The organism is Xylophilus sp. PBN-3R (assembly GCF_057747805.1).
Map to the genome: position 1 here is coordinate 3969323 of NZ_CM173225.1, position 24499 is coordinate 3993821.

Sequence of the window (24499 nt, forward strand, 5' to 3'; positions counted from 1 at the left end):
GCCCGTACCGCACGCCGGCTCCCTCGCCGGCGTTTTTGCGCCCGGCGTTCAGCGTCTGCATGGCGACGCTGCTGCTGGGCGGCTGCAGCCTGATGCCCGGCCAGAAGGACAAGTCGACCGACACACCCATCGACACCACCGACCGGGTGCTGACCGCCAGCGAGGCTTCGGAGGTCGCCGCCCGGAACGACCGGAAACCGGAAGGCCAGGGCAAGCGCGAGGCCTTCACGCTCGACGTGAAGGCGCCCAGCAATGTGCGTGACTACCTCAACCTGCACCTCGAACTGCAGCGTTACCGCCAGCTCGAAGACCTGGAGGGCCAGGAACTCGCCCGCCTGCTGGGCGCTGCCGAAGCCAACACCCGCGACCTGCTGGGCACGCTGGGCTACTTTTCGCCGCGCATCACCATCGCGCTCAACGAGACACCGGACAGCAAACGCGCACCGCGCGAGGTGACGGTGGCGGTCGATCCCGGCACCCGAACCCGCATCGCCGATGTGGACGTGAACTTCGCAGGCGCCATCGCCGACAGCCGCCAGCCCGCCGTCGTGGGCCAGCGCAACGAGGTCAGCACCGGCTGGGGCCTGCGTCCGGGCCAGCCCTTCACCCAGGATGCCTGGGACGGCGCCAAGGGCACCGGCCTGCGCCGCATCACGGCAAAACGTTTCCCGACCGCCAGCGTGTCGGCCAGCCGTGCGGATGTGGACGCCGACACCGGCGAAGCGCGGCTGCAGGTCACCTACGACTCCGGCCCGGCCTACCGTTTCGGACCGGTGCAGGTGCGTGGAGCCGAACGTTATCCGCCCGAGGTGGCACAACGCCTGTCGCTGCTGCCGGTGGGCGCCGAATACGACCAGGCCGCGCTGCTGGCAGCCCAGCAGCGGCTGGCGGCCACCGGTTATTACGACTCGGTCTTTCTCACCATGGATACCGATTCCGGCAACCCCGAAGCCGCGCCGGTGATCGCCCAGGTGCGTGATGCCAAGCTGCAGAAGATCGTCTTCGGCGTGGGCGCCAGCACCGACAGCGGCCCGCGTGTGTCGGTCGACCACATCCACAACCAGCTGCCGCTGATCGGCTGGCGTGCGGTGTCCAAACTGTCGATCGACCAGAAGACCAAACTCATCAGTTCCGAGCAGACCTCCCTGCCCGATGAGAACCTCTGGCGTTGGGTGACATCCGAAAGGGTGCAGCGCGAGCTCACCGGCAGTTACGAGGTCAACAGCGGACGGCTGCGCGGCGGCCGGGCCAAGAGCACCGACCACATCGACCGCGGTTATTACCTGCAGTACGACTACGCCACCACCACCAACGGCAGCGCCGACGCGCCGCCTTCGGGTTCGGCGCTGAGCGTGCCCTGGACCTGGACCGGCCGGTATTTCGACAATCCCACCGCCCCCACCCGCGGTTATGGCGTGGCGGTGGAAGCCGGCCCGGGCACCACCCTCATCGGCGACCGTCAGGCCTTCGTGCGCACCTATGCCCGCGGCCTGGCCTTCATGCCGCTGGGCACGGTGCAGCCCGAAGGCGGCGGCGAAGCGCGCCGCAGCCGGCTGCAGTTCCGGGCCGAGGCCGGCGCGGTCAACATCCGCGACGGCGCCACCGTGCCCGCCACGCTGCTGTTCCTGACCGGCGGCGACAACACGGTGCGCGGCTACAGCTACCGGCAGATCGGTGCACGCACCGTCAACGGCGAAATCTACGCTGGCAAGTACCTGGCGGCCGGCAGCGTGGAATACCAGCGGCCCATCGTCTGGAACGGCGAGATGACCGAATTCGAAGGCGCCGTTTTCATCGACGCCGGCGCCGTGGCCGACCAGCCGGGTGACCTCAAGGCCAAGGTCGGCGTCGGCACCGGGGTGCGCTGGCGCAGCCCGGTCGGCCCGCTGCAGGCCGACATCGCCTATGGCGTGGACCCCAAGAAATTCCGGCTGCATCTGCGGCTGGGCTTCACCTTCTGATGCCCCGCATGGCCGAACAAGAAAACACCTCCCCAGCCAGCCGACCGCCTGCGCGACCACCGCGCCGGCGCCGTGCGCTGCGCTGGACCGCCGGCATCTTCGGTTCGCTGTTGCTGTTGCTGGCCGCCGTGGTTGCGGCCGGCTGGATCTGGGCCGGCAGCGCGCAGTCGCTGGCCTATGCCCTGGCCCGTGCCGCGCAATACCTGCCCGCCGGCCAATCGCTCGAATCGCGCGACGTGACCGGTTCGTTGCGGACCGGCGGCCACATCGGCTGGCTGCGCTGGCAGAGCCCTGCGCTGTCGGTCGAGGTCGAAGACGCCACCATCGGCTGGCAGCTCGCTCCCCTGCTCGACCGCAAGATTTCGCTGGGCGAGATCCACGCGAGAAACGTTGTCATCGAAAACCGCGGCGAACCCGACAAGACTCCCGCCGAGCCGCTGCAGCAGGTGACGCTGCCGGTCGACATCGACCTGCCCTTCCGCGTCGACACCATCCGCTGGGCCGGCCCGCCGGAAGTGCTGGTGACACAGCTTGCCGGGCGTTATCGCTATGACGGCGGCGAACACCGGCTCAAGATCGACAACGTCGAAGTGGCCGGCGGCCGATACGATCTGGATGCCACCCTGCAAGGCGCAGCGCCGATGGCGCTGGAAGCCACTGCCCGCGGCCGGCTCAGCCCGCCGCTGCCGGAGGGCGCCGTACCCATCGTCGTGGGTGCCGGTGTGTACGCCAAAGGCACGCTGTCGGGCACGGCCGCCCGCCTGCAGGTGGCGGCTGCGGTCCAGCCCGCAGACGGCGCGGACGTGCCCGAAGGCATGCACGCCGATGTGCTCGCCACCGTCGCACCGTGGCTGCCCCAGCCGCTGCTCACCGCCGACGGAACCTTGCGGAACGTCGACCTGGCGCGGCTGGTGCCGCAAGCGCCTGCCACCCTGCTGAACGGCACCGTCAAGGCCGGCCCCATCGCATCCGGCTGGCAGGCCCAGGCTTCGCTCACCAACGGCATCGCGGGCCCGTACGACCAGGGCAAACTTCCGGTCGAGAAGGCCGACCTTCAAGTGGCACAGCGCGCCGACGGCGGCTGGGACATCTCGCAGGCGGTGATCCGTGCCGGTGGCGGCGACATCAGTGCGCAGGGCCGCTGGGGGCCTGCGCCCTCAACGGCCGAAGGTGCGGCGGCGACGCCCGCACCGTGGGACATCGTCGCCACGCTGACCGGTATCCAGCCCGGCGCGCTGCACACGCAGCTGGCCGGTCCGGTGCTGTCTGGAAAGGCCAGCGCATCGCAAAAGGGCGAGGCCATCGATTTCGACGCGGCCATCACCGCCACCGGCCGTGCGCCGCCGCGACGCGTGCCCAAGGGTGCCAGCAGCAGCGCCGCCACCCTGGACACGCTGCAACTGCAATCCGCCGCCGGACAGGGCCGCTGGTCCGAAGGCACGCTCGACCTGCGCAAACTCGCGGTGCGCACTGCGGACGCCAGCATCGACGGCGTGCTGCAGGCGCGCCCGGCCGACAAGTCCGGCAAGGGAAAGATCACCGCCGTGCTGCCCGGCGCACAGTTGGACATCGACGGCGCGATGGCCCCGTCCACCGGTGCCGGCCGCGCCCGCCTGTCCCTCGATAACGCGGCCACGCTGCAGCGCTGGATGGCGACCATTCCCCCCCTGCGCACGGCCCTCGGCGCGGTGTCGCTCGACGGCTCGGCCAGCCTCGACGCCCACTGGCGCGGCGGCTGGGAAAGCGCGCTGAAACGGCTGCAGCAAGGCACCGGCAGCACCAACGAACTTTCGCTGGAGGCCGCGCTGAAGGCGCCCAGGCTGGATGTGGTGCTGGCCGGTTCGGGCCAGGCCCATACCTCCATCGCACTGCGCGGGGTTTCGGCCGACCTTTCCGGCACGCTGGGCCAGGCCAGCCTGTCACTGCAGGGATCGGCCGGCACCGGCGGACAGAACGTCGATCTGAAAACCCGCGCCAGCGGCGGCATCGACGGCCCGGGCCGTTACCACGCCGAGGTGTCCGAACTACAGTTGCAGGCGGCACTCGCCAACCTGCCCGGCCCCTGGAACATCAAGCTGCAGGCGCCGGTCAGCGCACAGTTGCGGCAGGCCAGGGACAGCCTTTCGGTCGAGACCTCGTCCGGCAGCGCCAGCCTGTCGGGCCCCGCGGCCGGACAGGTCGGCATCGCCTGGCAGCCGGTCAGCCTGCAAAGCACCGGCAGCGGCCCGGCCGCCAGGGTTCGGGTGCGCTCGCAGGGTGCGCTCAAGGGACTGCCGATGGCCTGGGCCGAGATCTTCGCTGCCGGCGGCAACGCGTCGCTCGCCAAGATGGGATTCGCCGGCGACCTGGTGTTCGACGGCGCCTGGGACGTCGACGCGGGCGACACCCTGCGCGCCCGAGCCAGCCTGGCCCGCACTTCGGGCGACATCCGCATCCAGGTGCCCGGTGCACCGCCCGCCCCTACTGTCATCGCCACCAGCGGCACCGGCAGCGGAGCCGCCAGCGCCAAGGCCTCGGCCGGCGCATCGTCCAACGTACCCACCACCGCGGCCGGTGTCATCGCCGCCCGCATCGAGGTGGCAGCCGACGGCGACGAAATCAAGGCCGACCTGCTCTGGGACAGCGCCCGTGCAGGTGTGATCAAGGCTGCGGCCTCGACCCGCCTGTCGCGCGGTGCAGAAGGCTGGAGCTGGCCGACCGACGCGCCCATCGGCGGCAGCCTGGACGCCAGCCTTCCTCAACTCGGCGTGTGGTCGGTCCTGGCGCCGCCGGGCTGGCGGGTCCAGGGCACCTTCGAGGCCAAGGCGCAGCTGTCGGGCACCCGCAGCGCGCCGCGCTGGGCCGGCACCCTCAACGCCAACGGGCTGGCCGTGCGTTCCGTCGTGGACGGCATCGACCTGCACGACGGCCTGTTCCGCTCCACGCTGCAGGGCGACCGGCTGGACATCACCGAGTTCCGCCTGCGCGGCGGCAACGGCCCCAGCACCCGCATCGCGGGCATCGCCGGCAGCCTGGCGACCGCCAGCAGTGTCGCCGGCAACGTCGACGGCGGGCAGCTGCGCGGCAGCGGCAATCTGTCCTGGGGCAACGGCATCCGCATGGACATCCAGGCGCAGGCCGAGGCGCTGCGGGTGTCGGTGCGCACCGACCGGCAGGTGACGCTGTCGGGCACGGTGCAGGCAAAACTGAATCCAGACGGCCAGCTGGTGCTGCGCGGCAACCTGAAAACCGACCGGGCGGTGATATTGCTGCCCGACGACAGCGCGCCCACGCTGGGCAGCGATGTCTTCGTGCATTCGTCCGCCAAGGACCGCGAGGCCGCCCTCAAGGCGCAGAAGACCGCCACTGCGCCCACCGCCGTCGGCACCGCCAAGCCGCCGGACATCGTCATCAACTTCGACCTGGGCAACGACTTCGCCGTCCAGGGCCGGGGCATCACCACCCGCCTGACCGGTGCACTTGAAATCACCAGCAACGGCGGCCTGGGCGCCTTGCCCAAGGTCATCGGCGAAATCCGCACCGCATCCGGGCAGTACCGTGCATACAGCCAGCAACTGGACATCGAGTCGGGAGTGATCCGTTTCAGCGGCCCGCTGGACAACCCCTCGCTCGACATCCTGGCCATCCGTCCCAACATCACCGTGCGCGCAGGTGTGCAGGTCACCGGCACGGCGCAGGCGCCGCGGGTCAAGCTGTATTCGGAATCGGGCCTGACCGATGCCGAAATCCTGTCGTGGGTGGTGCTGGGCCGCAGCACCGCCAACGGCGGTGCCGAAGCCGCGCTGCTGCAACAGGCCGCGCTGGCGCTGCTGTCGGGCGGGAAGGGCAGCTCGGGCAATGTCGCGAAAAAATTGGGCCTCGACGAGATCGGCTTCAAGGGCCCGGGCAGCGGTGCCGATGCCAGTGCCGCCGCGCTCACGTTCGGCAAACGCCTGTCGCAGAAGCTGTACGTGACCTATGAACACGGCCTGTCGGGTGCGCTGGGTTCGCTCTACATCTTCTACGACCTGACCCGCCGGCTCACCTTGCGCGGACAGGCCGGCGTCAAGAGCGGGCTGGACCTGATCTACACGCTGACCTACAACTAGGATGCAGCGCACCAGGCCTTGGCACGGCTGGAAACGTATGGGCGCCACGGCGCCCATACAGTGGGTTTTTACCCATGATTCCAGCCCACGGAAAGGCCCAAACGATGACTACCTCGATCCGTTTCGCATTCGACGCCGCCACCCTGACCGCCATGCCGGAACTCGATTCCGGCGCCGTTGCCACCGGTGAGAACCTGGCGATACCCGACGTCGGCGACAGCGTGACATTTGCATCGGCCGGAGGACATGCCTTCGTGGTGGACGAGCGGCACTATGCGTACGACGCCTCGGGTTCTGTCACCGTCACCATCAAGGTGACCCTGGCCAGCGAACGTTCGATCTGACCTTTCCTGGGGTTTTGCGGCAAATAACTGTATATTTATACAGATGCTTGCCGCGCATCTGCTTTCACCCCCCATGAAAAACCGGATTCCCCAACCGGACGGCCAGGTCGAAGCCGACCCTGACAGCGTCCATGCCGATGCCAGGGCAGCGGTACGGATCAGGTTGAGGGACCACGACTGCGAGACGGAATCCGCCAGCGACGACGCCGAGGCGCGGTACCGTAAGACCTTGGAACGCAGCCTCGGCGGCCCGGTTGAAGTTGCAGCAGTCTTTCGTGCCTACCAGCTGGCCTGCGAAAACGATCCAGAAGAAATGGACGCCGACGACCGGGCAGCCGCAGAAGCCTGGGTCAAGGCCAGCCAGCGCGCCCGGTCAGACGCACTCGGCGGACTGGAAGGCGCAGAAGAAGCCTGGTTCGAAGTGACGGCCACCAGGACGCCTGCGGGCTCCCCTGCCGCAGCGTCGCGCCTGCCGGTTGTGCCGCTGTCCGTCGCACCGCGTCGGTTGTACCTGCCACCAGCCCCTGCAGAGCTGCCGACTGACCTGTTTCCCGTCAGCCCTGCAGCCACGCAGCTGGTCGCCGCTTGTGAAGCGGCCCCCGCGCGAACCCGTACACGGACCAAGGTGGCCGAACCGATGTTTTCACCGCAGCTCGAACTTTTCTAGGGCGCGAGTCGAATCAGCCGCCCGGCTTCGCGACTCGGCGGGGCACCTCTTTTGTTGCCCCTACAATCGGCCGCTCTCTTCGTAGTTCAATGGATAGAACGAGTGCCTCCTAAGCGCTAGATACAGGTTCGATTCCTGTCGAAGGGACCATCACGACCCGCATGCCTCACCGCATGGCGGGTTTTTCTTTTTCCGGCGCCCGCCACCGCCCCAGGTCATAACCCGAACATCTTTCGCACCTGCAGAGAAATTTGGCGACAACGTCACCGCGTGCAGCATGGAGAGCGGCGCCGAACCTCGCGTTCCCTGCGCTGGTGAACCGCCCGCAGGGCTTCATCGGATGCAGCGGCGCTGGCCGCCGTGCAGTCGCGTTTCGACCGGCTGCAGGCCTATGCCGATCTTGGCTGGGTGGAAATCCCCATGATGCAGAAGGCTTTCAGCGCCTAAGTCGTGCAGGCACCGGCCGCATCGCCCATTGCCCGCCCCAGGGCTTGCGCCTCCTGCGACTCCCGGCTCAGCAGAAGCTCCGCCGCACCCACGCGGTCGCGCGTTTCCTTGTTCTGGCTCAGCTTGGACTTGGCGACCACCCGGCTGACTTCGATCTCCACGCCCACGATGGCTTTCAGCATGCCGTCGATGAAATCGGGTGCCGAATCGCCCATGCGCCAGGGCTTGGGTTCGGAAGCTTCGTGCACTCGCGTCAGGCGCGCCACCAGGCCGCGCAGAAACGCCTCGTCATGACGGAAGCGGATGCGGCCGTGCACATGCACCACCTGGTAGTTCCAGGTCGGAACCTGCCGGTGCGTGTCGTGTTTGGACGGATAGCCATTGGGCGACAAATAGGCCTGCGGGCCATTGAACACCACCATCACCTCGGCACCGTCCTGAATGTCTCGCCACAGCAGGTTGGCGCGGGCGATGTGGGCCTTGAGGGTGACGATGCTGTCGTCCGGACCTTCCACCTCGAAAGGGATGTGGTTGGCATCCAGCCCGTCCGGCCCCTGGTTGACCAGGCAACCCAGCGGATGGTCGCGCAGCAGTTGGCGGATGGTTTCGGGGCGGGTTTCGAGGAAATGGGCGGGCAGGTACACGGGAGAACAATGGCCTCGATGAATAGGTCGATGAAAAGCTAGTGCCGCGAGTGGGAGTGTGTCGCCACCACCACCAGCCGGCCGATGAAGATCGCCGACAGCACCAGCAGCACGATATTGAGTGCGTACAGGCAGAACTGGGTGCGGGCATAGTTTTTGCGGACCACCAGCTGGGCCTTCTTGCCGCCATTGCTGTTGAATTCCGCCAGCCGGCCGAGCGTCTGGGTTGCCCGGTCGAACGCCTCGTCGGACACGGTGATGAAACTTTCTATCCGAGCCTGCTTGTCGCCGTTCTGCTGCATGACCAGCTGGTCCTGGATTTCCAGGAAAATATCGCGCTGCTTTCGGTAGGTGTCGAACAGTTGCTGCTCTTCGTTGGGTGTGACCAGCGGGGCGTACACCGCTTCTGCCCGTTTCAGATCGTCCTTGCGGTCGGACTGGATGGCGCGGCAACGCGGCGAACTGCAGTCGTCACCCGCGATCACCACCGAGGCACCGGCGCGCCGCACCTGGCCCAGCGCCGAGCGAATGCCGCCGACCGCCTGCACGCTGGGCAGCCAGTTGCGTGCGACGTCTTCCGATGCCGTGTAGATATTGGAAGTCGTGTTGAAGATGTAGATGCCCAGCGCCAACAGGAAGGATGCGACCGTGGTCAACACCGCCAGGGTCCAGCTTCCGGCTTGTCGGGGGGCGAACATAGCATTGCGCATGAAAGACCTGGACCAGAGTTGCGGTGTCGGCAACATCCTACAAGACGCAGGGGGAAGAGACCAAACGTCACGGACCGTCCATCTGACGGGGGCACGATACTCCGCGCCAACATTTTCGAAGCCGTTCCAAACGACCATGAGCAACTCCACCACCACCCCGCAGCATTCGCATGTCTTCGACGAAGGCAACCCGATGGCCGAGCGCAGCACCCGCTGGGCCACGCTGTTGACCGCCGCCATGATGGTGGTCGAGATCGTGGCGGGATGGGGTTTCAACTCGATGGCGCTGCTGGCCGATGGCTGGCACATGAGTTCGCATGCGCTGGCATTGGGCCTGTCTGCAGCGGCCTATGCGGCGGCGCGCAAGCTGGCCGGCGACCACCGGTTTTCCTTCGGCACCTGGAAGATCGAGGTGCTGGCCGGCTACAGCAGCGCCATCCTGCTGGTGCTGGTCGCCGGGCTGATGCTGTTCCAGTCGGTCGACCGGCTGCTGTCGCCCAGCCCCATCCATTACGACCAGGCCATCGCCATCGGTGTGCTGGGCCTGCTGGTGAACCTGGCCTGCGCCTGGCTGCTGCGTGGCGGTCATCACCATGGCCACGACCACGGCCATGCGCATGGGCACAGTCATGACCACGGCCATGCACACCACCACGGCGAACACCGGCACCACGACCTCAACCTGCGCTCCGCCTACCTGCATGTGGTGGCCGACGCCGCCACCTCGGTGCTGGCCATCGCCGCGCTGGCCGGCGGCAAGCTGTGGGGCGCCGCCTGGCTGGATCCGGTGATGGGCATCGTCGGCGCGGTGCTGGTCGGCAGCTGGGCCTGGAGCCTGCTGCGCCAGACCGGCCGTGTGCTGGTGGATGCCGAAATGGACGCGCCGGTGGTCGAAGAAATCCGCGAGGTCATCGCCGCCAGCCCGGTGCCGGCCACCATCGGCGACCTGCATGTGTGGCGGGTCGGCAAGGCGCAATACGCCTGCATCGTCTCGGTCTTCACCGACGGCCCGGCGACTCCGGAATTCTTCAAGCAGCAACTGCGGGTGCATGAAGAACTGGTGCACATCACGGTGGAAGTGAACCCCTCAACCCAGCTCTCGCAGGCAGCCACGGCATGAAACAGGCTCTGCTGATCATCGACGTGCAGCGCGCCCTTTTCGATGCGGCGCCCCGCCCTTTCGAGGCCGATGCGGTCGTCGAACGCATCAACGTCCTGTCGGCCCGCGCCCGGCTGGCGGGTGTGCCGGTGATCTTCATCCAGCATGAAGACGCAGCGTCGCTGGCGCCCGATTCCGCGGGTTGGCGGCTGCAGGCCGGGCTCAAGGTAAGACCGGCCGACCACTTCATCCGCAAACGCACCGCCGACAGCTTTCTGGGCACACCGCTGGGCGAGCTGCTGGCCGCCCGCAACATCGGCCAGGTCGTCGTCGCCGGTTATGCATCCGAGTTCTGCGTGGACACCACGGTGCGCCGCGCCGCCGCCCTGGGCTTCGCGGTGCTGATCGCCGCCGACGCCCACACCACTCACGACAAACCGCATGCGTCGGCTGCGCTCATTCGCGCCCACCACAACGCCACGCTGTCGGACATCTCCAGCTTCGGGCCGAGCATCCAAGCCCTGGCGGGCGACCGGATCCATTTCGGCGATGGTGCCGTCTAACGCTTCAGGAATTCAAAGGCATCCATGCATCTATACGTCGATTCCCAATTCATCTCTCCCTGGGCCATGTCCGCCTTCGTGGCGCTGACCGAGAAAGGCCTGCCGTTCGAGCTGAAGCCGGTCGACCTGCAAGCCGGTTCGCACCTCGCGCCGGGTCTGGCGCAGACCTTGCCGACACGACGGGTTCCGACCCTGGTCGACGGCACGTTTTCACTGGCGGAATCGACCGCCATCACGGAATACCTGGAGGACATCCAGCCCGAACCGCCGCTGTACCCGACCGACCCCCGTCAGCGGGCGCAGGCACGGCAGATCCAGGCCTGGGTTCGCAGTGATTTGACGACGATCCGCGGGGAGCGGCCGACGGAGGTGGTCTTTTTGGGGGCCGAGCCGAAGCCGCTTTCACCGCAGGCGAAGGCGGCGGCGCAAAAGCTGTTTTCGCTGGCCCGGGCCTTCATGGCGCCGGGTGACGAATACCTGTTCGGTCAATGGTCGATCGTCGATGTGGACCTGGCGCTGATGCTCAAACGGCTGGCCGGTGCCGAGGATGGCGTGCCAGCGGCACTGGTCGAATACGCGAGCCGGCAGTGGGCGCGGCCTTCTGTGCAGGCGTGGACCAGGCATATGGAAACCGCTGCTTAGGCGCACCTACAATTCAGCCGCGCGTCCGAAAGGACGCGGCGGGTTTGGAAGCCCGAACAACCTAGTAAATGCAAAGCTACGCCGCCGTGATCACGGTGGTGCAGCTTTGCCGTCCTTGTCCCATTTTTATGGCGGCTCGGGCGGGAGGGCTTGCCCTGCCGGTTTGCTAGTTTGTTGTCCGGTCTTCCAACCTGTTCGGGCCGCCGCCATCGTTTGGAAGCGATGGCGGTGGTTGTTTCCACAACCTAGCTCTGGAAGGCCACTCATGGCTGAACGCTCCCTCTTGTCGATGGCCATCGACATCAACACCGAAACCACCGCGCTGCGCGAAGTCCTCGGCGCCTATGCCGGCCTGGAAAAACTCCTGGACCATTGCGGTACGGAAGACGATCCGGAACTGCCCCTGGAACGTGCCGAACTCCACGGCCTGCTGCGCCTGATGAACGGCGGCATGCACCGGCAGATCGAACTGATGGAAGACACGGTCTGCACCCTGGTGCTGGCCCTGCGCGAAGCACCGCCGATGCAGGTCACCACGCCCTAGCACCGGCACATCGCCCGCCCGTCGACACCGATACCAAGGAGCAGCCCCGCGCCGGCCGCGGGCGGCACCCTTCGCGTAGAGTTGCCCGCGTGCACCATCTCATCGAACTCATCGGCCAATACGGCGTCTTCCTGGTTTTTGCCTGGGTCCTGCTGGAACAGGCGGGCATTCCGGTCCCGGCGTATCCGGTTCTGATGGTGGCGGGGTCGCTGGCCGCGATCGGGCAGTTGTCGATGCCCTTGCTGGTGCTGGTCACCGTGCTGGCCTGCCTGATCGCCGACACCGGCTGGTACCTGGCCGGCAACCGTTACGGCGGCCGGGTGCTGCGGACCATTTGCCGGCTTTCGCTCACACCCGACAGTTGTGTGACGCAGACCGAATCGGTGTTCGACCGCTGGGGGCCGCGATCGCTGATCGTCGCCAAGTTCGTGCCCGGTTTTGCGTCGGTCGCCACGGCCATGGCCGGTGCCACGAAGGTCAGCCGCGGTGCCTTCCTGGCGTATGACGCCGTCGGTTCCGCGATCTGGGGCGGCCTGGGCCTGGCGCTGGGCTGGATGTTTGCGCCGGCGGTCGAAACCATGCTGGTCACCCTGCAGAGTTTCGGACGTTGGGGTTTGATGCTGATCTGCGGCGCAGTGGCGCTGTTCGTGGCGCGCAAGGCCTGGAACCGGGTGAGCTTCCGCCGGCAGCTGGTGATGCAGCGGCTGTCGATTGCAGAACTGAACACGCTGCGAAAAGGCACTAAACCGGTGGTCTTCGTCGATGTGCGCCAACGCAAGCTGTGGGAACAGGACCATATTCCGGGCGCCGTGGCCTATGACGCGGACGAATGGGCGCCGGCCCACCGGAGCCCGCATCGGGATTCGGCCATCGTGGTCTATTGCGATTGCCCGGCCGAGGCGTCCGCGGTCATCGTTTCCAAGGCGCTGCGAGCCAAGGGTTTCAAGACCGTGCATGCACTCGGCGGTGGGTTGCAGGCGTGGCGCGATGCGGGCCATCCGGTCGCAAAACCGCAGTAATGTACCCGCTCTGTTATTTCTGGTAATAAATAATATCCAGAAAGTGTCGATTAGGCTGCCATAGAATGCCGCACCACCGCACAGGCCCGGCATGCAGAATAATCGCAGCGTCAGATATACCACCAGCCCATTATTGGCCAGCCCGACGCCCACCTGGCGCAGCAAATTCATCGTGGCGGTGATTGCTGCCGGATTTTTATTGCTGGCCTGCCGGGCATTTTATGTGCAGGTGCTCAACAATGACTTCTTCATTCGCCAGGGCATTATCCGGTTTTCACGTAACCTGATATTGCCGGCGAGCCGTGGTCGCATATTGGACCGCAACGGCCTGGTATTGGCATCGAGTGTGCCGGCGCCGGATGTGTGGGCAATTCCGCAGGATATCGAGACCGATGATCCGGCCGTGGTCGGGAAACTCACCGAACTGTCCAGGTTGCTGGGCATGCCGCTGAAGGAACTCGACAAGAAACTGGACGACGACGACAAGACTTTCGTCTGGATCCAGCGGCAGGTCGATGCCACGGTCGCCAGGAAAATCGCCGAACTGGCGATACCCGGGGTGTACCTGAGAGCCGACTACAAACGTGAATATCCGTCCGGTGAGGGCGACGCACACATCGTCGGTTTTGCCAACGTCGAGAACAACGGCCAGGAAGGCATCGAGCTGAGTTTCAACAAGGCATTGAGCGGCACTGCAGGTTCACGCCGGGTGATCAAGGACCGCTTCGGCCGCATCATCGAAGACGTGGGTGAACAGGTGGCGCCGGTCGACGGGAAAGACATCACCTTGAGTGTCGACGACCGTATCCAGTTCGTCGCTTATCAAAAACTGCGCGATGCGGTGGTCGCCAACAAGGCCAAGGCCGGCAGCGTGGTGGTGGTGGACGCCCATACCGGCGAACTGCTGGCAATGGCCAATTACCCGAGTTACGACCCGAACGACCGCAGCCACCTGACCGGCGAACAGCTGCGCAACCGGGCGATGACCGATGTCTTCGAGCCCGGTTCGACCATGAAACCCCTGACCGTCGCCACCGCTCTTCAATTGGGCCGTGTCACACCCAGGACGATCATCGACACCAACCCCGGGTATATCAACGTGACCGGCGCGACCATCCACGACGATGCCAACTTCGGTGTATTGACGGTGCAGGGCGTCATTCAAAAATCCAGCAACGTGGGCGCTACCAGGATTTCCCAGCGTATGAGTGCGGAAGAAATGTGGAATTCATTTACCGCAGTCGGCCTGGGCCGCAAGCCGGATACGGTTTTCCCCGGTGCCGTCACCGGTCGGCTGCGTCCGTGGAAAACATGGCGGCCTGTCGAACAGGCGACGATGTCTTATGGATATGGATTATCCGCATCGCTGTTCCAGATCGCCCACGCCTACACCTCATTCTCCAACGACGGGGAAGTGATTCCGGTGAGCCTGCTGAAGCTGGACCATGCGCCGCAGGGAGTGCGGGTGTTTTCTTCCGAGGTCGCCGCCGAGGTCCGGGAAATGATGCACATGGCCGCATCGCCCGACGGCACGGCACCACAGGCGCGCACCGAGGGATATTCGGTCGGCGGTAAAACGGGCACGGCCCACAAACAGGTCGGCAAGGGTTATGCGAGTAATCAGTACCGGGCCTGGTACACCGGCATGTCGCCCATCGACAAACCGCGTGTGATCGTCGCCGTGATGATCGACGAGCCCGGCGCGGGCAAGCATTTCGGCGGCCAGGTAGCGGCACCGGTGTTCAGCCAGGTGGTCGGGCAGAGCCTGCGGATCCTGGGTGTGGTGCCCGACCTGAACGTGCAGCAGGGATTCAACATGGCGAAGGAAGGCACCCTGACGGCCTCGCATTCGCCGATGGCCAACGACTGAACGCCCGAGCACCTGAACGTCGTTCAGTCGATCAGGCCGACCTGCATGAATCCCTGGGTTCCCACATTGCCGCGTGCGCCGACCATCACGCCGAGCTTGTTGCTCTGTGACAGCCAGTAGCCGCTGCCGCCGTTGCCGATATTGCTGGCCTGCGCCACCCGCATGCCGGTCGGGCCGGAAGTTCCGGTGGTGGCCAGTACCAGGCTGGCGGTGACGCCGGCGCCGGTAGGCAACACGCCGGTCGAGCTGAAGGCGGTGCTGGTCACCGCAGCCGAACCCCAGGCGCCGTCGGTGCTGCCGCCGCGCACGGTGACGTTGTTGAAGCTGCCTTCAGGCGTGCCGATGCGGAGCTGCACGGTCGGCACGCTGGCGCCGGACACGGTGCTGGCGTCCAGGTAGACGTTCTGGCTGCCGATGGTGGCGATGGAGAAGCTTCCGGTGTCGTTGGCGTCGGCCACGTTGACGCCGTTCCAGGTGCCTGCCGTGCTGGCCGCCGCCACCGCATAGGTGCGCACCGAGCCGGGCGGGCAGGTCGCCACGGTGTAGACGACCGCATCGTTGCAGACATCGAGGAAGGTGCCGGCGTTGCGCACGCGGATCTGGCTGATGAGCGAGTCGCGGCCGGTGGAGGTCACGCGGATGGCCAGGCGGTTGTAAGTGCCGTCCAGCGCCGACTGGGTGGTGACCAGGGAACGGGTGGCGACGAAGGGCTGCACGCTGTAGCTCACCGGCGATGCATGGGCGGTGGCGAACGGGAAGGTGCCGACCACCGTGTCGGTGGTGGTGCGCAGGCGGGCGGTGTTGGCGGCCGAGCCGGCATTGAGGGCCGACACCATGCGGTAGGTGCCGGTCTCGGTGGTGTCGGCGGTGAGGGTGCCGCTGGTGGTCACGCTGGCGGCGTCGGTCATGTCGTAGACCAGGCCGTTGAAGTCCAGCGCCAGGGTCTGGCGGGTGCCGTTGGCGGCGAACACGGTGTAGTTGCCGTTGCGGGCATCGCCTGCGGCAACCACCAGGTTGATGCTGGCGCTCAGGCCGTTGGCTGCGGTCGCGCTGACGGTCAGCGTGCCGGTGACGGTGCGGCCGTTGAGGATGGTGGCGGCCCAGGTCTGGCTGGCGACCGCACTCAGGCGGGCCTTGGTGGCGGCGCCGGCAAGGGCGGCACTGACCACGTTCACCGCCTGGTTGGAGGTGATGCTGACGACGTCGCCGGCATTGATGGCGATGTTTCCGTTGGCGTCGGCCGTGCGGGTGACGCCATTGACCTGCACCGACAGGGACACCGCGACCGGTGCCGTCGCCGTGGTGGTGGTGGTGCCGCCGCCGCCGCCGCCGCCGCCACAAGCCGCCAGGGAAGCGGCAACTGCCAGGAGACCAGCCTTCAGGAAGGAATACTTCATTTTGTCCATGGAGAAGAGAGTTTCCGCACACGTCGGCGGCGCGGGATTGTATGCGCCGCCGATACGTTTCCTGACACTCTTGCTACGTTCGGCACCGGTGCCTGACCACCGGGCGGACGGGTCTCAGCGCGTGGAGCCCAGCTTCTCGAAGTCGGCATTCAGCCGTGCCAGCGAAGACGAGATCTGTGCGCGGCGGTCCTTCACCCAGGCGTCCTGCCGGGCCACCCGCTGCTGTGCGTCCTTCAGCATGCGGGCCATTTCAGCCGGCTGCGGGCCGCCCACGGTCTCGCGGTTCCTGACGATGGCGACCGGGTCGAGCGTGGCGCGAAACTCGGCTTCGGACATCGGCAGCGCGGGTGCGAAGTCGGATCCCTTCACGGTTTCGGCATAGATGCGCTGGGCTTCGACATATGGGAAGGCCAGCGGCTTGATGTCCTTGGCCTTGGCGTACTCGACCACTTCCGACGCGAAATGGTGGCCGACCCGGAAAGGCAGCTTGTACTTGCGCATCAGCACGTCGGCCAGCTCCTGCGAAGCGGTCCAGTCGCTGTTGAGTTCTTCCAGCGCGCGGTCCGGATCGATCACCAGGGCGGTGAGGATCTTGTCGAGGCTGGCCAGCACGGCGGTGGCGCTGTTGACCATGGCGCTGTTGGCGCGCACCTCTTTCGGGTCGCTCATGCCGGGCGGAATGTTGTGCGCCTGGATGGCCGCGCCCAGGCCCAGCGTGAAGGCGGTGGAAGCATCGCGGCGGGTGGCGTTGAGCAGGCCGGGGTTGCGTTTCTGCGGCATGGCGCTGGACACATACGTGTTGCCGCCGCCTTCCTGCAGCAGGATCCACGGGCGGGCCTGGGCGTATTGGGTCATCACGTCTTCGATGAAGCCGCCGACATGCAGCGAAATGGCCGCCACGATCTGCCCGGCCTCGACAGGTTCGTCGACCGACGAGATCTGCGATGCGTCGTATGCGTTGTCGACCAGGGCTGCAAAACCGAGGTAGTCGGACATGCGTTTGCGGTTCAGCGGCCAGCTGGTGCCGTTGAGCACGGTGGTGCCCATCGACGACCGGTCGATGCGGGCGTAAGCCTCGCGGATTCGCTGCGCGTCGCGGTCCAGGCCGGCCGCGATGCCCAGCAGGTAATGGCCGTAGCTGTTGGGCTGGGCGGCCACGCCGTTGGTGTAGTTGGGGACGATGGTGGCCTGGTAACGCTCGGCCTGTTTCACCAGCGTGGCGGTGGTCTTGTTGAGCTGGTCGGCCAGCGCCAGCATGTCGTCGCGCAGGATGGCCGACCGCAGCGTGGCCAGCATGTCCTGGCTGGAGCGCCCGGCGTGCAGCAGCGTGATCTGCGGACCCGCGGCCTCGATCAGCAGGGGTTCGAAGGTGATGACGTTGGCGGGGCGTTTGCCGCCGGGCTTGTCGCCGTCGGCCAGTACCTTGGTGATACCGGCATAGGCCAGCGGCGTCATGCTCCTGTCGAGCAGGCCTTCGTCGGTGTTGATGACGGCGGTGGCCTTGTTGATCTCGCCGAGCCAGAAGAACTCGTCGTGTTTCGGTTTGGCCTGGGCCCAGGCACCGGGAGCGACCAGGGATAGGGAAAGAGCGGTCGCAAGGGCGAGGGTCGAGAGTTTCATGATGGCTTTTTGTCTCTGGGAAGCTAGGCAGCCAACGACGATACAAGCGGCCAAAACTCGCGGTCAAATTAAATTAACACCGGGCGTCATATCGAAAACATATGGCGTCGCCGTGGCGCTCAGTGGGCGACGGCGGCCAGGCGCACCTTCTGTGAAGCGGTCTGGACGGGCGGGATGTCGATGCCCCATTCATGGCCGGCCTGCATTTCACCGCGTGCCCGTGCCGATTCCATTTCGGCGACGACTTCGGCGCGGGTGCGTCCGGCGGCCGGACCATCGGCGGTGGCCTTCGCCGATGCGGTGGTGAGCGGTGCCGACAGTTCGGCTTCATCGCCGGAGGCGAAGGAAGCGGTGGAAACAATGCCGGCAGACAGTGCGAAGGCGACGGCAGCGAGAGTGTTGAAACGATTCATGTCAGTCCTTTGGGGGTTCGGTCACCAGCGATCTGCTGGGGTGAACGAACTTTAGGATTTGCATGAATGCATGAAAACTGACTATTTTCGCAGCATTGATCTGCGTATTTGCATAACATCAGGTCCATGAACGCCAGTGCCCTGCCCCGCCCCGACAGCCGCCGCGCGCTGGCCTGGGATGATGTCCAGATGTTTCTTTCGGTGGTCGAGGCAGGTTCGGTCACCGCCGCCTCGAAGCGATTGAAAGTCAACCATTCGACCGTGCTGCGGCGCATCGGCAACCTGGAGACCACGCTTTCGACCCGCCTGTTCGACCGCCTGCCGGGCGGCTACGCACTCACCGCACCCGGCCACGAGTTCGCCGAGAAGCTCGCGGGCGTCTCCGAGCAGATCGAGGATGCCCATCGACACATCGCCGGGAGCGACGTGGAAGTGCGCGGCACCTTGCGTGTGACCGCGCCCGAAATGCTGTTCAAGACCGTGCTGATGCCGCTGATGACCCGGTTTTCGTCGCTGTATCCCGCCGTGCAGCTGCAATTGGCGATGGGCACCAACAACCTCAACCTGACCCGGCGCGAGGCGGACGTGGCAGTGCGTGCGTCCAACCACCCGCCGGAAAATCTGGTCGGCCGCCGACTTGGCCGGGTGCAGACGGCGCTGTATGCGTCACGCGACTACCTGGCATCCTTGCCGCCCGGGGCGACATCCGCTGATTACCGCTGGGTGGCGCTGGACGAAACGGTGATCCAGATGGATTCGGCCCGCTGGGTGCGCCGCAATATCGACGAATCGCGTGTGGTGATGCAGCTCGACAGCGTCGGCGGCATGGTCGATGCGGTGGCCTGCGGCACCGGTGTGGGCCTGCTGCTGTGCCCGGTGGCCGACCTGAGGACCGAACTGGTGCAGCTGTCGCCGCCCGACCCGGCGCTGGACTTCGGTATCTGGCTGCTGACCCATCCGGACCTGAAACAGGTGGCCCGGGTCAGGGCGTTCACCGATTTCCTGTTCGACGCGCTGGAGCGTGACGGCACGCTGAAGTAACGGTCGCCCTAGCCTCAGGCCAGCGCCAGCGAACCGATCAGCCAGACGTTGGCGATCGCGATGACGGCGAACAGCAGCCAGGCGGCGCCTTTCATCAGCCCGCCGCTGGCAAAACCGCCCATCACCTCGCGGTTGCCGGTGAAACGGATCAGCGGCCACATGGCAAAAGGCAGCTGGAAACTCAGCACCACCTGGCTCAGCACCAGCATCTTGCCGACGCTGCCTTCGCCCAGCAGCCAGACCCCGAGAAAGGCCGGGATCAGCGCCAGGCCGCGGGTGATGAGGCGGCGCTGCCAGCAGGGAATCTTCAGGTCCAGAAAACCCTCCATCACGATCTGGCCGGCGATGGTGCCGGTGAAGGTCGAACTCTGGCCGGACGCCAGCAGCGCGATGCCGAAAAGCACCGCCGCCAGGCCGCTGCCGACCAGCGGTTCGATCAGCCGGTAGGCGTCGCCGATGTCGTTGACATCCCGGTGGCCGTTCGCATGGAAGGCGCTGGCGGCCAGCACCATGATGGCGGCGTTGATCAGCAGCGCCAGCGACAGCGAGACGACCGCATCCAGCGTGCAGAAACGGATGGCTTCCCGTTTGCCGGCATCGTCGTGCGAGGCCAGCCGGGTCTGCACGATGGACGAATGCAGGTAAAGGTTGTGCGGCATGACGGTGGCGCCCACCACACCGATGGCCAGGTAGAGCGCGCCGGGCTGTTGCAGGCGTTCCAGGCTGGGCGCGAAACCCATGGCGACCGACGACCACAGCGGTTGGGACAAGGCGAGTTCGACTGCGAAACAGGCCGCGATGGTGGTGACCAGGCCGAGCACGATGGCCTCGACCCGCCGCACGCCCGCGCCCTGTAGGCCCAGCACCAGCACGGTGTCGAAGGCGGTGATGGCGATGCCGACCGGTATCGACACACCGAACAGCAGATGCAGCGCCAGCGCGCTTCCCAGCACTTCGGCCAGGTCGCAGGCGATGATGGCGAGTTCGGCGCCCAGCCAGAGAAACCGGTTGACGCCGGCTGAATATCGCTGACGGCAGAGTTGCGCCAGGTCTTTTTGCGCCACCAGGCCCAGTCGGACGCACAAGGTCTGCAGCAGCATCGCCGCCAGGCTGGCCAGCAGCACGACGAACAGCAGGCCGTAACCGAAACGCGAGCCGGCCTCGATGTCGGTGGCCCAATTTCCGGGGTCCATGTAGCCGACCGATACGAGCAGGCCCGGGCCTGCATAACGCATGAGCTTCCGGAAGAACGGCAGGTCGGCCGAGACCTGGACGCTGCCCTTGATCTCGGAAGGACAGAAGGGCGCGGTAGCGGTGCGCGGCAGGCGGAAGAACATCGCCAGGATGATAAACAGCCGAACCAGTGCAAGACGCCCGCGCTTTCTATGGCCGTCATAGGAACCACGGCCCGGACGGCAGGCTGAAAACAAAAAAGCCCGCGAGCTTTCGGCTTGCGGGCTGATCTGATGAATGTGGTCGTGGACTCTGACGCGGTCCACGTTACGGCATTTTCACTTGCAGGAACCACCTTGTTATTTTTCTCGTCGTGGTGATTCTGGTCCGACGTGCCGTTATGAGATCCGGCTTTGCCTGCGCAGGCAACCCTCATGCGTGAATGCACAAGGACAACCCGGATTATATATCGAAAGTGATAGATCAGGACTTCCGCATCGAACTGTGGCAAAAATGCCTCCGCAATCTGTTCTACTGCCGGGCAGCCACCACAAAGGAGCCGCCATGGCAAAGGGTCAACAACGCAGCACCAAGGAACCGAAGAAGCAGAAGGTGGACAAGTCGCCGCCCAAGCCGGTGACACCATTGAGCACTGCTCCCATCACGGTGGTGCCCGACCGCAGCAAGAAGAAAAAGTAAGCGGCGACCGTGCCGTGCATCGGTCCTGCCGATGCTTTTCGACACCTATTGCCGGCCCGCCGGCATCACCATCGATTGCATGAACCGATTCGCTCTTCGCCGCCGTGCGGCAACCTTTGCTGCCAGCGGTGTCTTGCTGGCCGGCTGCAACAGTGTGATTCCGGCAGCCGCCGGCGGCACAGCGCCTTCGTCGGCTGCGAACGATTCGGTCACCATCGAACACACCAGCCTACGCAGCCGCATCTCGGTCTACGAAAGCGCACTGCGCGCCTGCAAACAGCGCGGGCACGAACAGGCTATCTTCCAGATGCAGGCCAACGAGGATGCCCAGAAGCCACCGGCCACCGGGCCGCAGCTGAGCACCTTCGCCTGCCGCTCCTGAACCACGCCGGAGCCACCATGCAGCATTCACATCACCCGCGTCATGACGACGAGACGCCTGCCGAGCATCTGGCCGACCTTCCCGTCGAGCCAGAAATGCCGCAGGGCGACATTCCGCCGGAGCAGTCCGAAGACGTGGCGACCGGCGTGCCCGGAACGCCTGCCGCTCCCATCTAGGCATTCAGCCGCAACGCCCTGCCGTGATGTGGCCCGGTTGCAAGCAGGGGTTACATGCGGCGTGCAGTTCGCGGTGCCGTCACCACCGATGGCACGGCCTGGTTCTGCATTTCCGGGCAACTTTCGTTATTGGATCCGAAGACCATCAGCGATGCGGAGGGGAAACGCCGATTGAGTGTTTCGCTGATCGGCCTGGACATGTCCACCGGCGACTTGCGCGACTGGTGCAGCACACGTCCGCTGGCATCCAGCACGGTGAAACAGACATCTGCCCGCGCCGAACTGGCGGCGACCGAAATGAGGATCAAGGCAAGAGCGGAAGCGGCAGAAGATGGCAGTCGCATGGTGGAGTCCTGGTTGGGCGTGCGGCACGATCTTAAAGAAGGGGCAGGTGCGCCGACTGTAGTCCGGCTCCCGACACACGATGGGCAATCGTCCTGCATTGGCAAAACAGCTCAGGCGCTGCAATGTATTCATCACTCGAATGATGCGACGGAGAGCTCGTCTCCTCTTGGGCCCGCTTCGGCGGGTCTTTTTTTGCCCGCTCCACACCATCCCGGACAATCGGCTTTTCCAGACAAAAAGCCTTCGAGGAAACCCATGGCCGTCCACTATTCCCGCGAACATCAATGGATCGACACCACCACGCCCGACGTGGCGCGTGTCGGCATCACGCCTTTTGCGCAAGAGACGCTGGGCGACATCGTTTTTGTGGACCTGCCGGCGCCCGGCAAGGTTTTCAGCCAAGGGGAAGTCGCTGCGGTTGTCGAGTCGGTCAAGACGGCTGCCGACGTCTTCATGCCGGCGTCCGGTGAAGTGGTCGCGGTGAACGAAGCGCTACGAGCCGACCCCGCCATGGCCAACACCGACCCGCTCGGCGCTGCCTGGTTCTTCACGGTCAAGCTGGCCGATCCGGCTGAACTCGATGGCCTGATGGACGAGGCGGCCTACGCCGCCTTCGCCAACGAAGGCTGAAGCGCCAGCGCCCGGTTCCCCAGGCCGGCGAGGGTCCAGCAGATCCAGGCCGTCCAAAGGGTGTGGCTGGTGAAATGTGCACCCCGCATCTGCTGAGAAAGGCCCAAGACCAGGCCGGTCAGCAAGGCAAGCGTCAGCCAGGTCAGGGCCAGCCGGGGTTTCGCCCGGGCCAGCACGAAGAAACCGGCCATGAAGGCAAACCCGGTAGACGCATGACCCGCCGGAAAACAATGGCCGCCGCCGCCATCGCTGACACCGGGCAACCAGTGCGAGACCTGTTCGAGCGTGCCGCCGAACTCCCGGAGATCCCAAGGGCAGCTGGTAACGCTGCCGTATTTCATGAGCGTGATGGCCAGCAGGCATAGCAGAGGCAGCGCCCACAGGCACAACCGCTCGCGCGGCGTCAGGGCCCGCAGAAACCCCGTTGGAAAACGGCTTCCGACGGCGAGGGCCGCCAGTAGCAACCATCCGACATCACGCGCGCCCTGGTGAAACACCGCCTCGAGCCAGAAGCTCCCACGTAAGGCAAAACCGTGGCTGTCGCCGAAGAGGCGGGCCAGCGGCAGGTCCAGGCCGGAGGCGTCCCAGAGGATGAGGGGCGCCAGGGCGACCAGCGAGATGCCGGCCCATCCGGTCGCAAGACGGGCGGTGATGGAAAAGGCGTCGGCCCCATGGGCACGATCAGGAAAACGAACGATGACACGCATCCGCCAAGGCTAGGCACACGTGCTGAAACCGCCGTGAACCGACGGTTCATCCTTCGTTCATGCAGACAGAAAATCGGTCCTGTCTGGCAATCACTCGCCCAGGACGGGTCAGGACGGGCTGAACAGGAAGTTCATCACGTCGCCATCCTTCACGACGTATTCCTTGCCTTCGCTGCGCATCTTGCCGGCGTCCTTGGCGCCCTGCTCGCCCTTGAGGGCGATGTAGTCGTCGAAGGCGATGGTCTGGGCTCGGATGTAGCCTTTCTCGAAATCGCCGTGGATGACGCCTGCAGCCTGCGGACCGGTGTCGCCGATGCGGATGGTCCAGGCGCGGACTTCCTTCACGCCGGCGGTGAAGTAGGTCTGCAGGCCCAGCAGCTTGAATGCGGCGCGGATCAGTCGGTCCAGGCCGGGCTCTTCCTGGCCGATTTCGGCGAGGAACATCTTCTTGTCCTCGTCGTCCATGTCGGCCAGTTCGGCTTCGATCTTGGCGCAGATGGCGACCACGGGCGCGTTCTGTTTGGCGGCGTATTCACGCAGGCGGTCGAGATAGGGATTGTTCTCGAAACCGTCTTCGCTGACGTTGCCCACGAACATCGCCGGCTTGGCAGTGATCAGGGTGAAGCTCTTCACCAGCGGCATTTCCTCCTTCGAGAATTCCAGTGCGCGCACGGGAATGTTCTCGTTCAGCGCCTTCTGGCAACGCTCGAGCAGGCCGACCAGCTTCTGCGCGTCCTTGTCGCCGGAACGTGCAACCTTGGTGTGGCGATGCAGGGCTTTTTCGACCGTTGCCAGGTCGGCCAGGCAGAGTTCGGTCTGGATGACCTCGATGTCGGAAATCGGGTCGACCCGGCCGGAAACGTGGATGACGTTGTCGTCGTCGAAGCAGCGCACCACGTTCACCGTGGCGTCGGTCTCGCGGATGTGCGCCAGGAACTTGTTGCCCAGGCCTTCGCCGGTGCTCGCACCGGCCACCAGGCCGGCGATGTCCACGAACTCGACGATGGCCGGCACGATGCGTTCGGGCGAGATGATGGCAGCGAGCTGTTGCAGGCGCGGATCAGGCACTTCCACGATGCCGACATTGGGCTCGATGGTGCAGAACGGGTAGTTCTCGGCGGCGATGCCGGCCTTGGTGAGGGCGTTGAAGAGGGTGGACTTGCCGACGTTGGGCAGGCCCACGATGCCGCATTGGAGGCTCATGAAAATTCCTATATGAATCAATCCCTTCCGCACCATCGAGCCCAATGTCGGCATCGTGGAAATGCCTGATCCGCGCTGTCACACGCGGGCCCCGACAAACGAGGCA

At 65.6% G+C, this 24499-nt stretch carries 24 protein-coding genes and 1 tRNA gene; 16 read left to right on the top strand and 9 right to left on the bottom strand.

The features are described 5' to 3' along the window. Positions 1-59 precede the first annotated feature (59 nt). The 5 genes from AC3ANW_RS18990 (at position 60) to AC3ANW_RS19010 (ending at position 7210) form a co-directional block, all read left to right on the top strand. Positions 60-1961 (top strand): autotransporter assembly complex protein TamA, encoded by a 1902-nt coding sequence (locus tag AC3ANW_RS18990; protein ID WP_488342392.1) that lies wholly within the window; start codon positions 60-62, stop codon positions 1959-1961. Positions 1962-1969: 8 nt separating this feature from the next. Then, positions 1970-6049: a translocation/assembly module TamB domain-containing protein gene (locus AC3ANW_RS18995; RefSeq protein WP_488342393.1), complete on the top strand. Its 4080-nt coding sequence runs from the start codon at positions 1970-1972 to the stop codon at positions 6047-6049. A gap of 104 nt (positions 6050-6153) precedes the next feature. Beyond that, a complete protein-coding gene (locus tag AC3ANW_RS19000; RefSeq protein ID WP_488342394.1) occupies positions 6154-6393 on the top strand; it encodes a hypothetical protein in 240 nt (79 codons plus the stop codon). Positions 6394-6466: 73 nt separating this feature from the next. After that, entirely contained in the window at positions 6467-7060 is a 594-nt protein-coding gene (locus AC3ANW_RS19005) for a hypothetical protein (protein WP_488342395.1), read from the top strand. Positions 7061-7135: 75 nt separating this feature from the next. After that, positions 7136-7210, top strand: a tRNA-Arg gene (locus AC3ANW_RS19010). 293 nt (positions 7211-7503) lie between these two features. Here the strand turns inward: AC3ANW_RS19010 and AC3ANW_RS19015 are convergent. Then, positions 7504-8151, bottom strand: a complete 648-nt coding sequence (locus AC3ANW_RS19015; protein ID WP_488342396.1) for an FMN-binding negative transcriptional regulator — start codon at positions 8149-8151, stop codon at positions 7504-7506. 38 nt (positions 8152-8189) lie between these two features. Next, complete coding sequence (locus AC3ANW_RS19020; protein WP_488342397.1) at positions 8190-8849, bottom strand: MCP four helix bundle domain-containing protein; 660 nt, start codon at positions 8847-8849, stop codon at positions 8190-8192. Positions 8850-8997: 148 nt separating this feature from the next. Here AC3ANW_RS19020 and dmeF point away from each other — a divergent pair, with 148 nt between their 5' ends. From dmeF to AC3ANW_RS19050, 6 genes are all read left to right on the top strand, one after another. Then, the gene (dmeF, locus tag AC3ANW_RS19025) at positions 8998-9981 is read left to right on the top strand and encodes a CDF family Co(II)/Ni(II) efflux transporter DmeF (RefSeq protein WP_488342398.1); all 984 of its coding nucleotides are present in this window, start codon (positions 8998-9000) and stop codon (positions 9979-9981) included. Further along, positions 9978-10523, top strand: a complete 546-nt coding sequence (locus AC3ANW_RS19030; protein WP_488342399.1) for a cysteine hydrolase family protein — start codon at positions 9978-9980, stop codon at positions 10521-10523. The genes dmeF and AC3ANW_RS19030 overlap by 4 nt, the downstream gene beginning before the upstream one ends. 66 nt (positions 10524-10589) lie before the next feature. Further along, positions 10590-11165, top strand: a complete 576-nt coding sequence (gene yfcF, locus AC3ANW_RS19035; RefSeq protein WP_488342400.1) for a glutathione transferase — start codon at positions 10590-10592, stop codon at positions 11163-11165. 265 nt (positions 11166-11430) lie between these two features. After that, the gene (locus tag AC3ANW_RS19040; RefSeq protein WP_488342401.1) at positions 11431-11709 is read left to right on the top strand and encodes a hypothetical protein; all 279 of its coding nucleotides are present in this window, start codon (positions 11431-11433) and stop codon (positions 11707-11709) included. Positions 11710-11798: 89 nt separating this feature from the next. Beyond that, positions 11799-12728, top strand: coding sequence for a rhodanese-like domain-containing protein (locus AC3ANW_RS19045; protein WP_488342402.1), 930 nt, complete (start codon positions 11799-11801; stop codon positions 12726-12728). 91 nt (positions 12729-12819) lie between these two features. Then, the gene (locus AC3ANW_RS19050; RefSeq protein WP_488342403.1) at positions 12820-14598 is read left to right on the top strand and encodes a peptidoglycan D,D-transpeptidase FtsI family protein; all 1779 of its coding nucleotides are present in this window, start codon (positions 12820-12822) and stop codon (positions 14596-14598) included. A 23-nt stretch (positions 14599-14621) separates the two neighbouring features. On the opposite strand, the gene AC3ANW_RS19055 is transcribed toward AC3ANW_RS19050, so the two are convergent. The 3 genes from AC3ANW_RS19055 to AC3ANW_RS19065 form a co-directional block, all read right to left on the bottom strand. Continuing rightward, the gene (locus AC3ANW_RS19055; RefSeq protein ID WP_488342404.1) at positions 14622-15995 is read right to left on the bottom strand and encodes a hypothetical protein; all 1374 of its coding nucleotides are present in this window, start codon (positions 15993-15995) and stop codon (positions 14622-14624) included. Positions 15996-16118: 123 nt separating this feature from the next. Further along, the gene (locus AC3ANW_RS19060) at positions 16119-17624 is read right to left on the bottom strand and encodes a lyase family protein (RefSeq protein ID WP_488342405.1); all 1506 of its coding nucleotides are present in this window, start codon (positions 17622-17624) and stop codon (positions 16119-16121) included. A 119-nt stretch (positions 17625-17743) separates the two neighbouring features. Continuing rightward, on the bottom strand, positions 17744-18037 hold the full coding sequence (locus AC3ANW_RS19065; RefSeq protein WP_488342406.1) for a hypothetical protein: 294 nt from the start codon (positions 18035-18037) through the stop codon (positions 17744-17746). A 126-nt stretch (positions 18038-18163) separates the two neighbouring features. On the opposite strand from AC3ANW_RS19065, the gene AC3ANW_RS19070 reads away from it, so the two are divergent. Beyond that, complete coding sequence (locus AC3ANW_RS19070; RefSeq protein ID WP_488342407.1) at positions 18164-19078, top strand: LysR family transcriptional regulator; 915 nt, start codon at positions 18164-18166, stop codon at positions 19076-19078. 14 nt (positions 19079-19092) lie between these two features. Here AC3ANW_RS19070 and AC3ANW_RS19075 read toward each other — a convergent pair whose 3' ends face one another. After that, positions 19093-20415, bottom strand: coding sequence for an Nramp family divalent metal transporter (locus AC3ANW_RS19075; RefSeq protein WP_488342408.1), 1323 nt, complete (start codon positions 20413-20415; stop codon positions 19093-19095). Between the two features lie 400 nt (positions 20416-20815). On the opposite strand from AC3ANW_RS19075, the gene AC3ANW_RS19080 reads away from it, so the two are divergent. The 3 genes from AC3ANW_RS19080 to AC3ANW_RS19090 are packed head-to-tail and all read left to right on the top strand — an operon-like array spanning position 20816 to position 21508. Beyond that, entirely contained in the window at positions 20816-20950 is a 135-nt protein-coding gene (locus tag AC3ANW_RS19080) for a hypothetical protein (protein WP_488342409.1), read from the top strand. Between the two features lie 31 nt (positions 20951-20981). Beyond that, complete coding sequence (locus AC3ANW_RS19085) at positions 20982-21332, top strand: hypothetical protein (RefSeq protein WP_488342410.1); 351 nt, start codon at positions 20982-20984, stop codon at positions 21330-21332. Positions 21333-21349: 17 nt separating this feature from the next. Then, entirely contained in the window at positions 21350-21508 is a 159-nt protein-coding gene (locus AC3ANW_RS19090; protein ID WP_488342411.1) for a hypothetical protein, read from the top strand. 50 nt (positions 21509-21558) lie between these two features. Here AC3ANW_RS19090 and AC3ANW_RS19095 read toward each other — a convergent pair whose 3' ends face one another. Further along, positions 21559-21852, bottom strand: a complete 294-nt coding sequence (locus AC3ANW_RS19095) for a hypothetical protein (protein WP_488342412.1) — start codon at positions 21850-21852, stop codon at positions 21559-21561. Positions 21853-22108: 256 nt separating this feature from the next. On the opposite strand from AC3ANW_RS19095, the gene gcvH reads away from it, so the two are divergent. Continuing rightward, positions 22109-22483: a glycine cleavage system protein GcvH gene (gene gcvH / locus AC3ANW_RS19100; protein WP_488342413.1), complete on the top strand. Its 375-nt coding sequence runs from the start codon at positions 22109-22111 to the stop codon at positions 22481-22483. Here the strand turns inward: gcvH and AC3ANW_RS19105 are convergent. Beyond that, the gene (locus tag AC3ANW_RS19105; protein ID WP_488342414.1) at positions 22456-23190 is read right to left on the bottom strand and encodes a phosphatase PAP2 family protein; all 735 of its coding nucleotides are present in this window, start codon (positions 23188-23190) and stop codon (positions 22456-22458) included. The genes gcvH and AC3ANW_RS19105 overlap by 28 nt on opposite strands. 108 nt (positions 23191-23298) lie before the next feature. Beyond that, positions 23299-24393, bottom strand: coding sequence for a redox-regulated ATPase YchF (ychF, locus tag AC3ANW_RS19110; RefSeq protein WP_488342415.1), 1095 nt, complete (start codon positions 24391-24393; stop codon positions 23299-23301). Positions 24394-24499 lie beyond the last annotated feature (106 nt).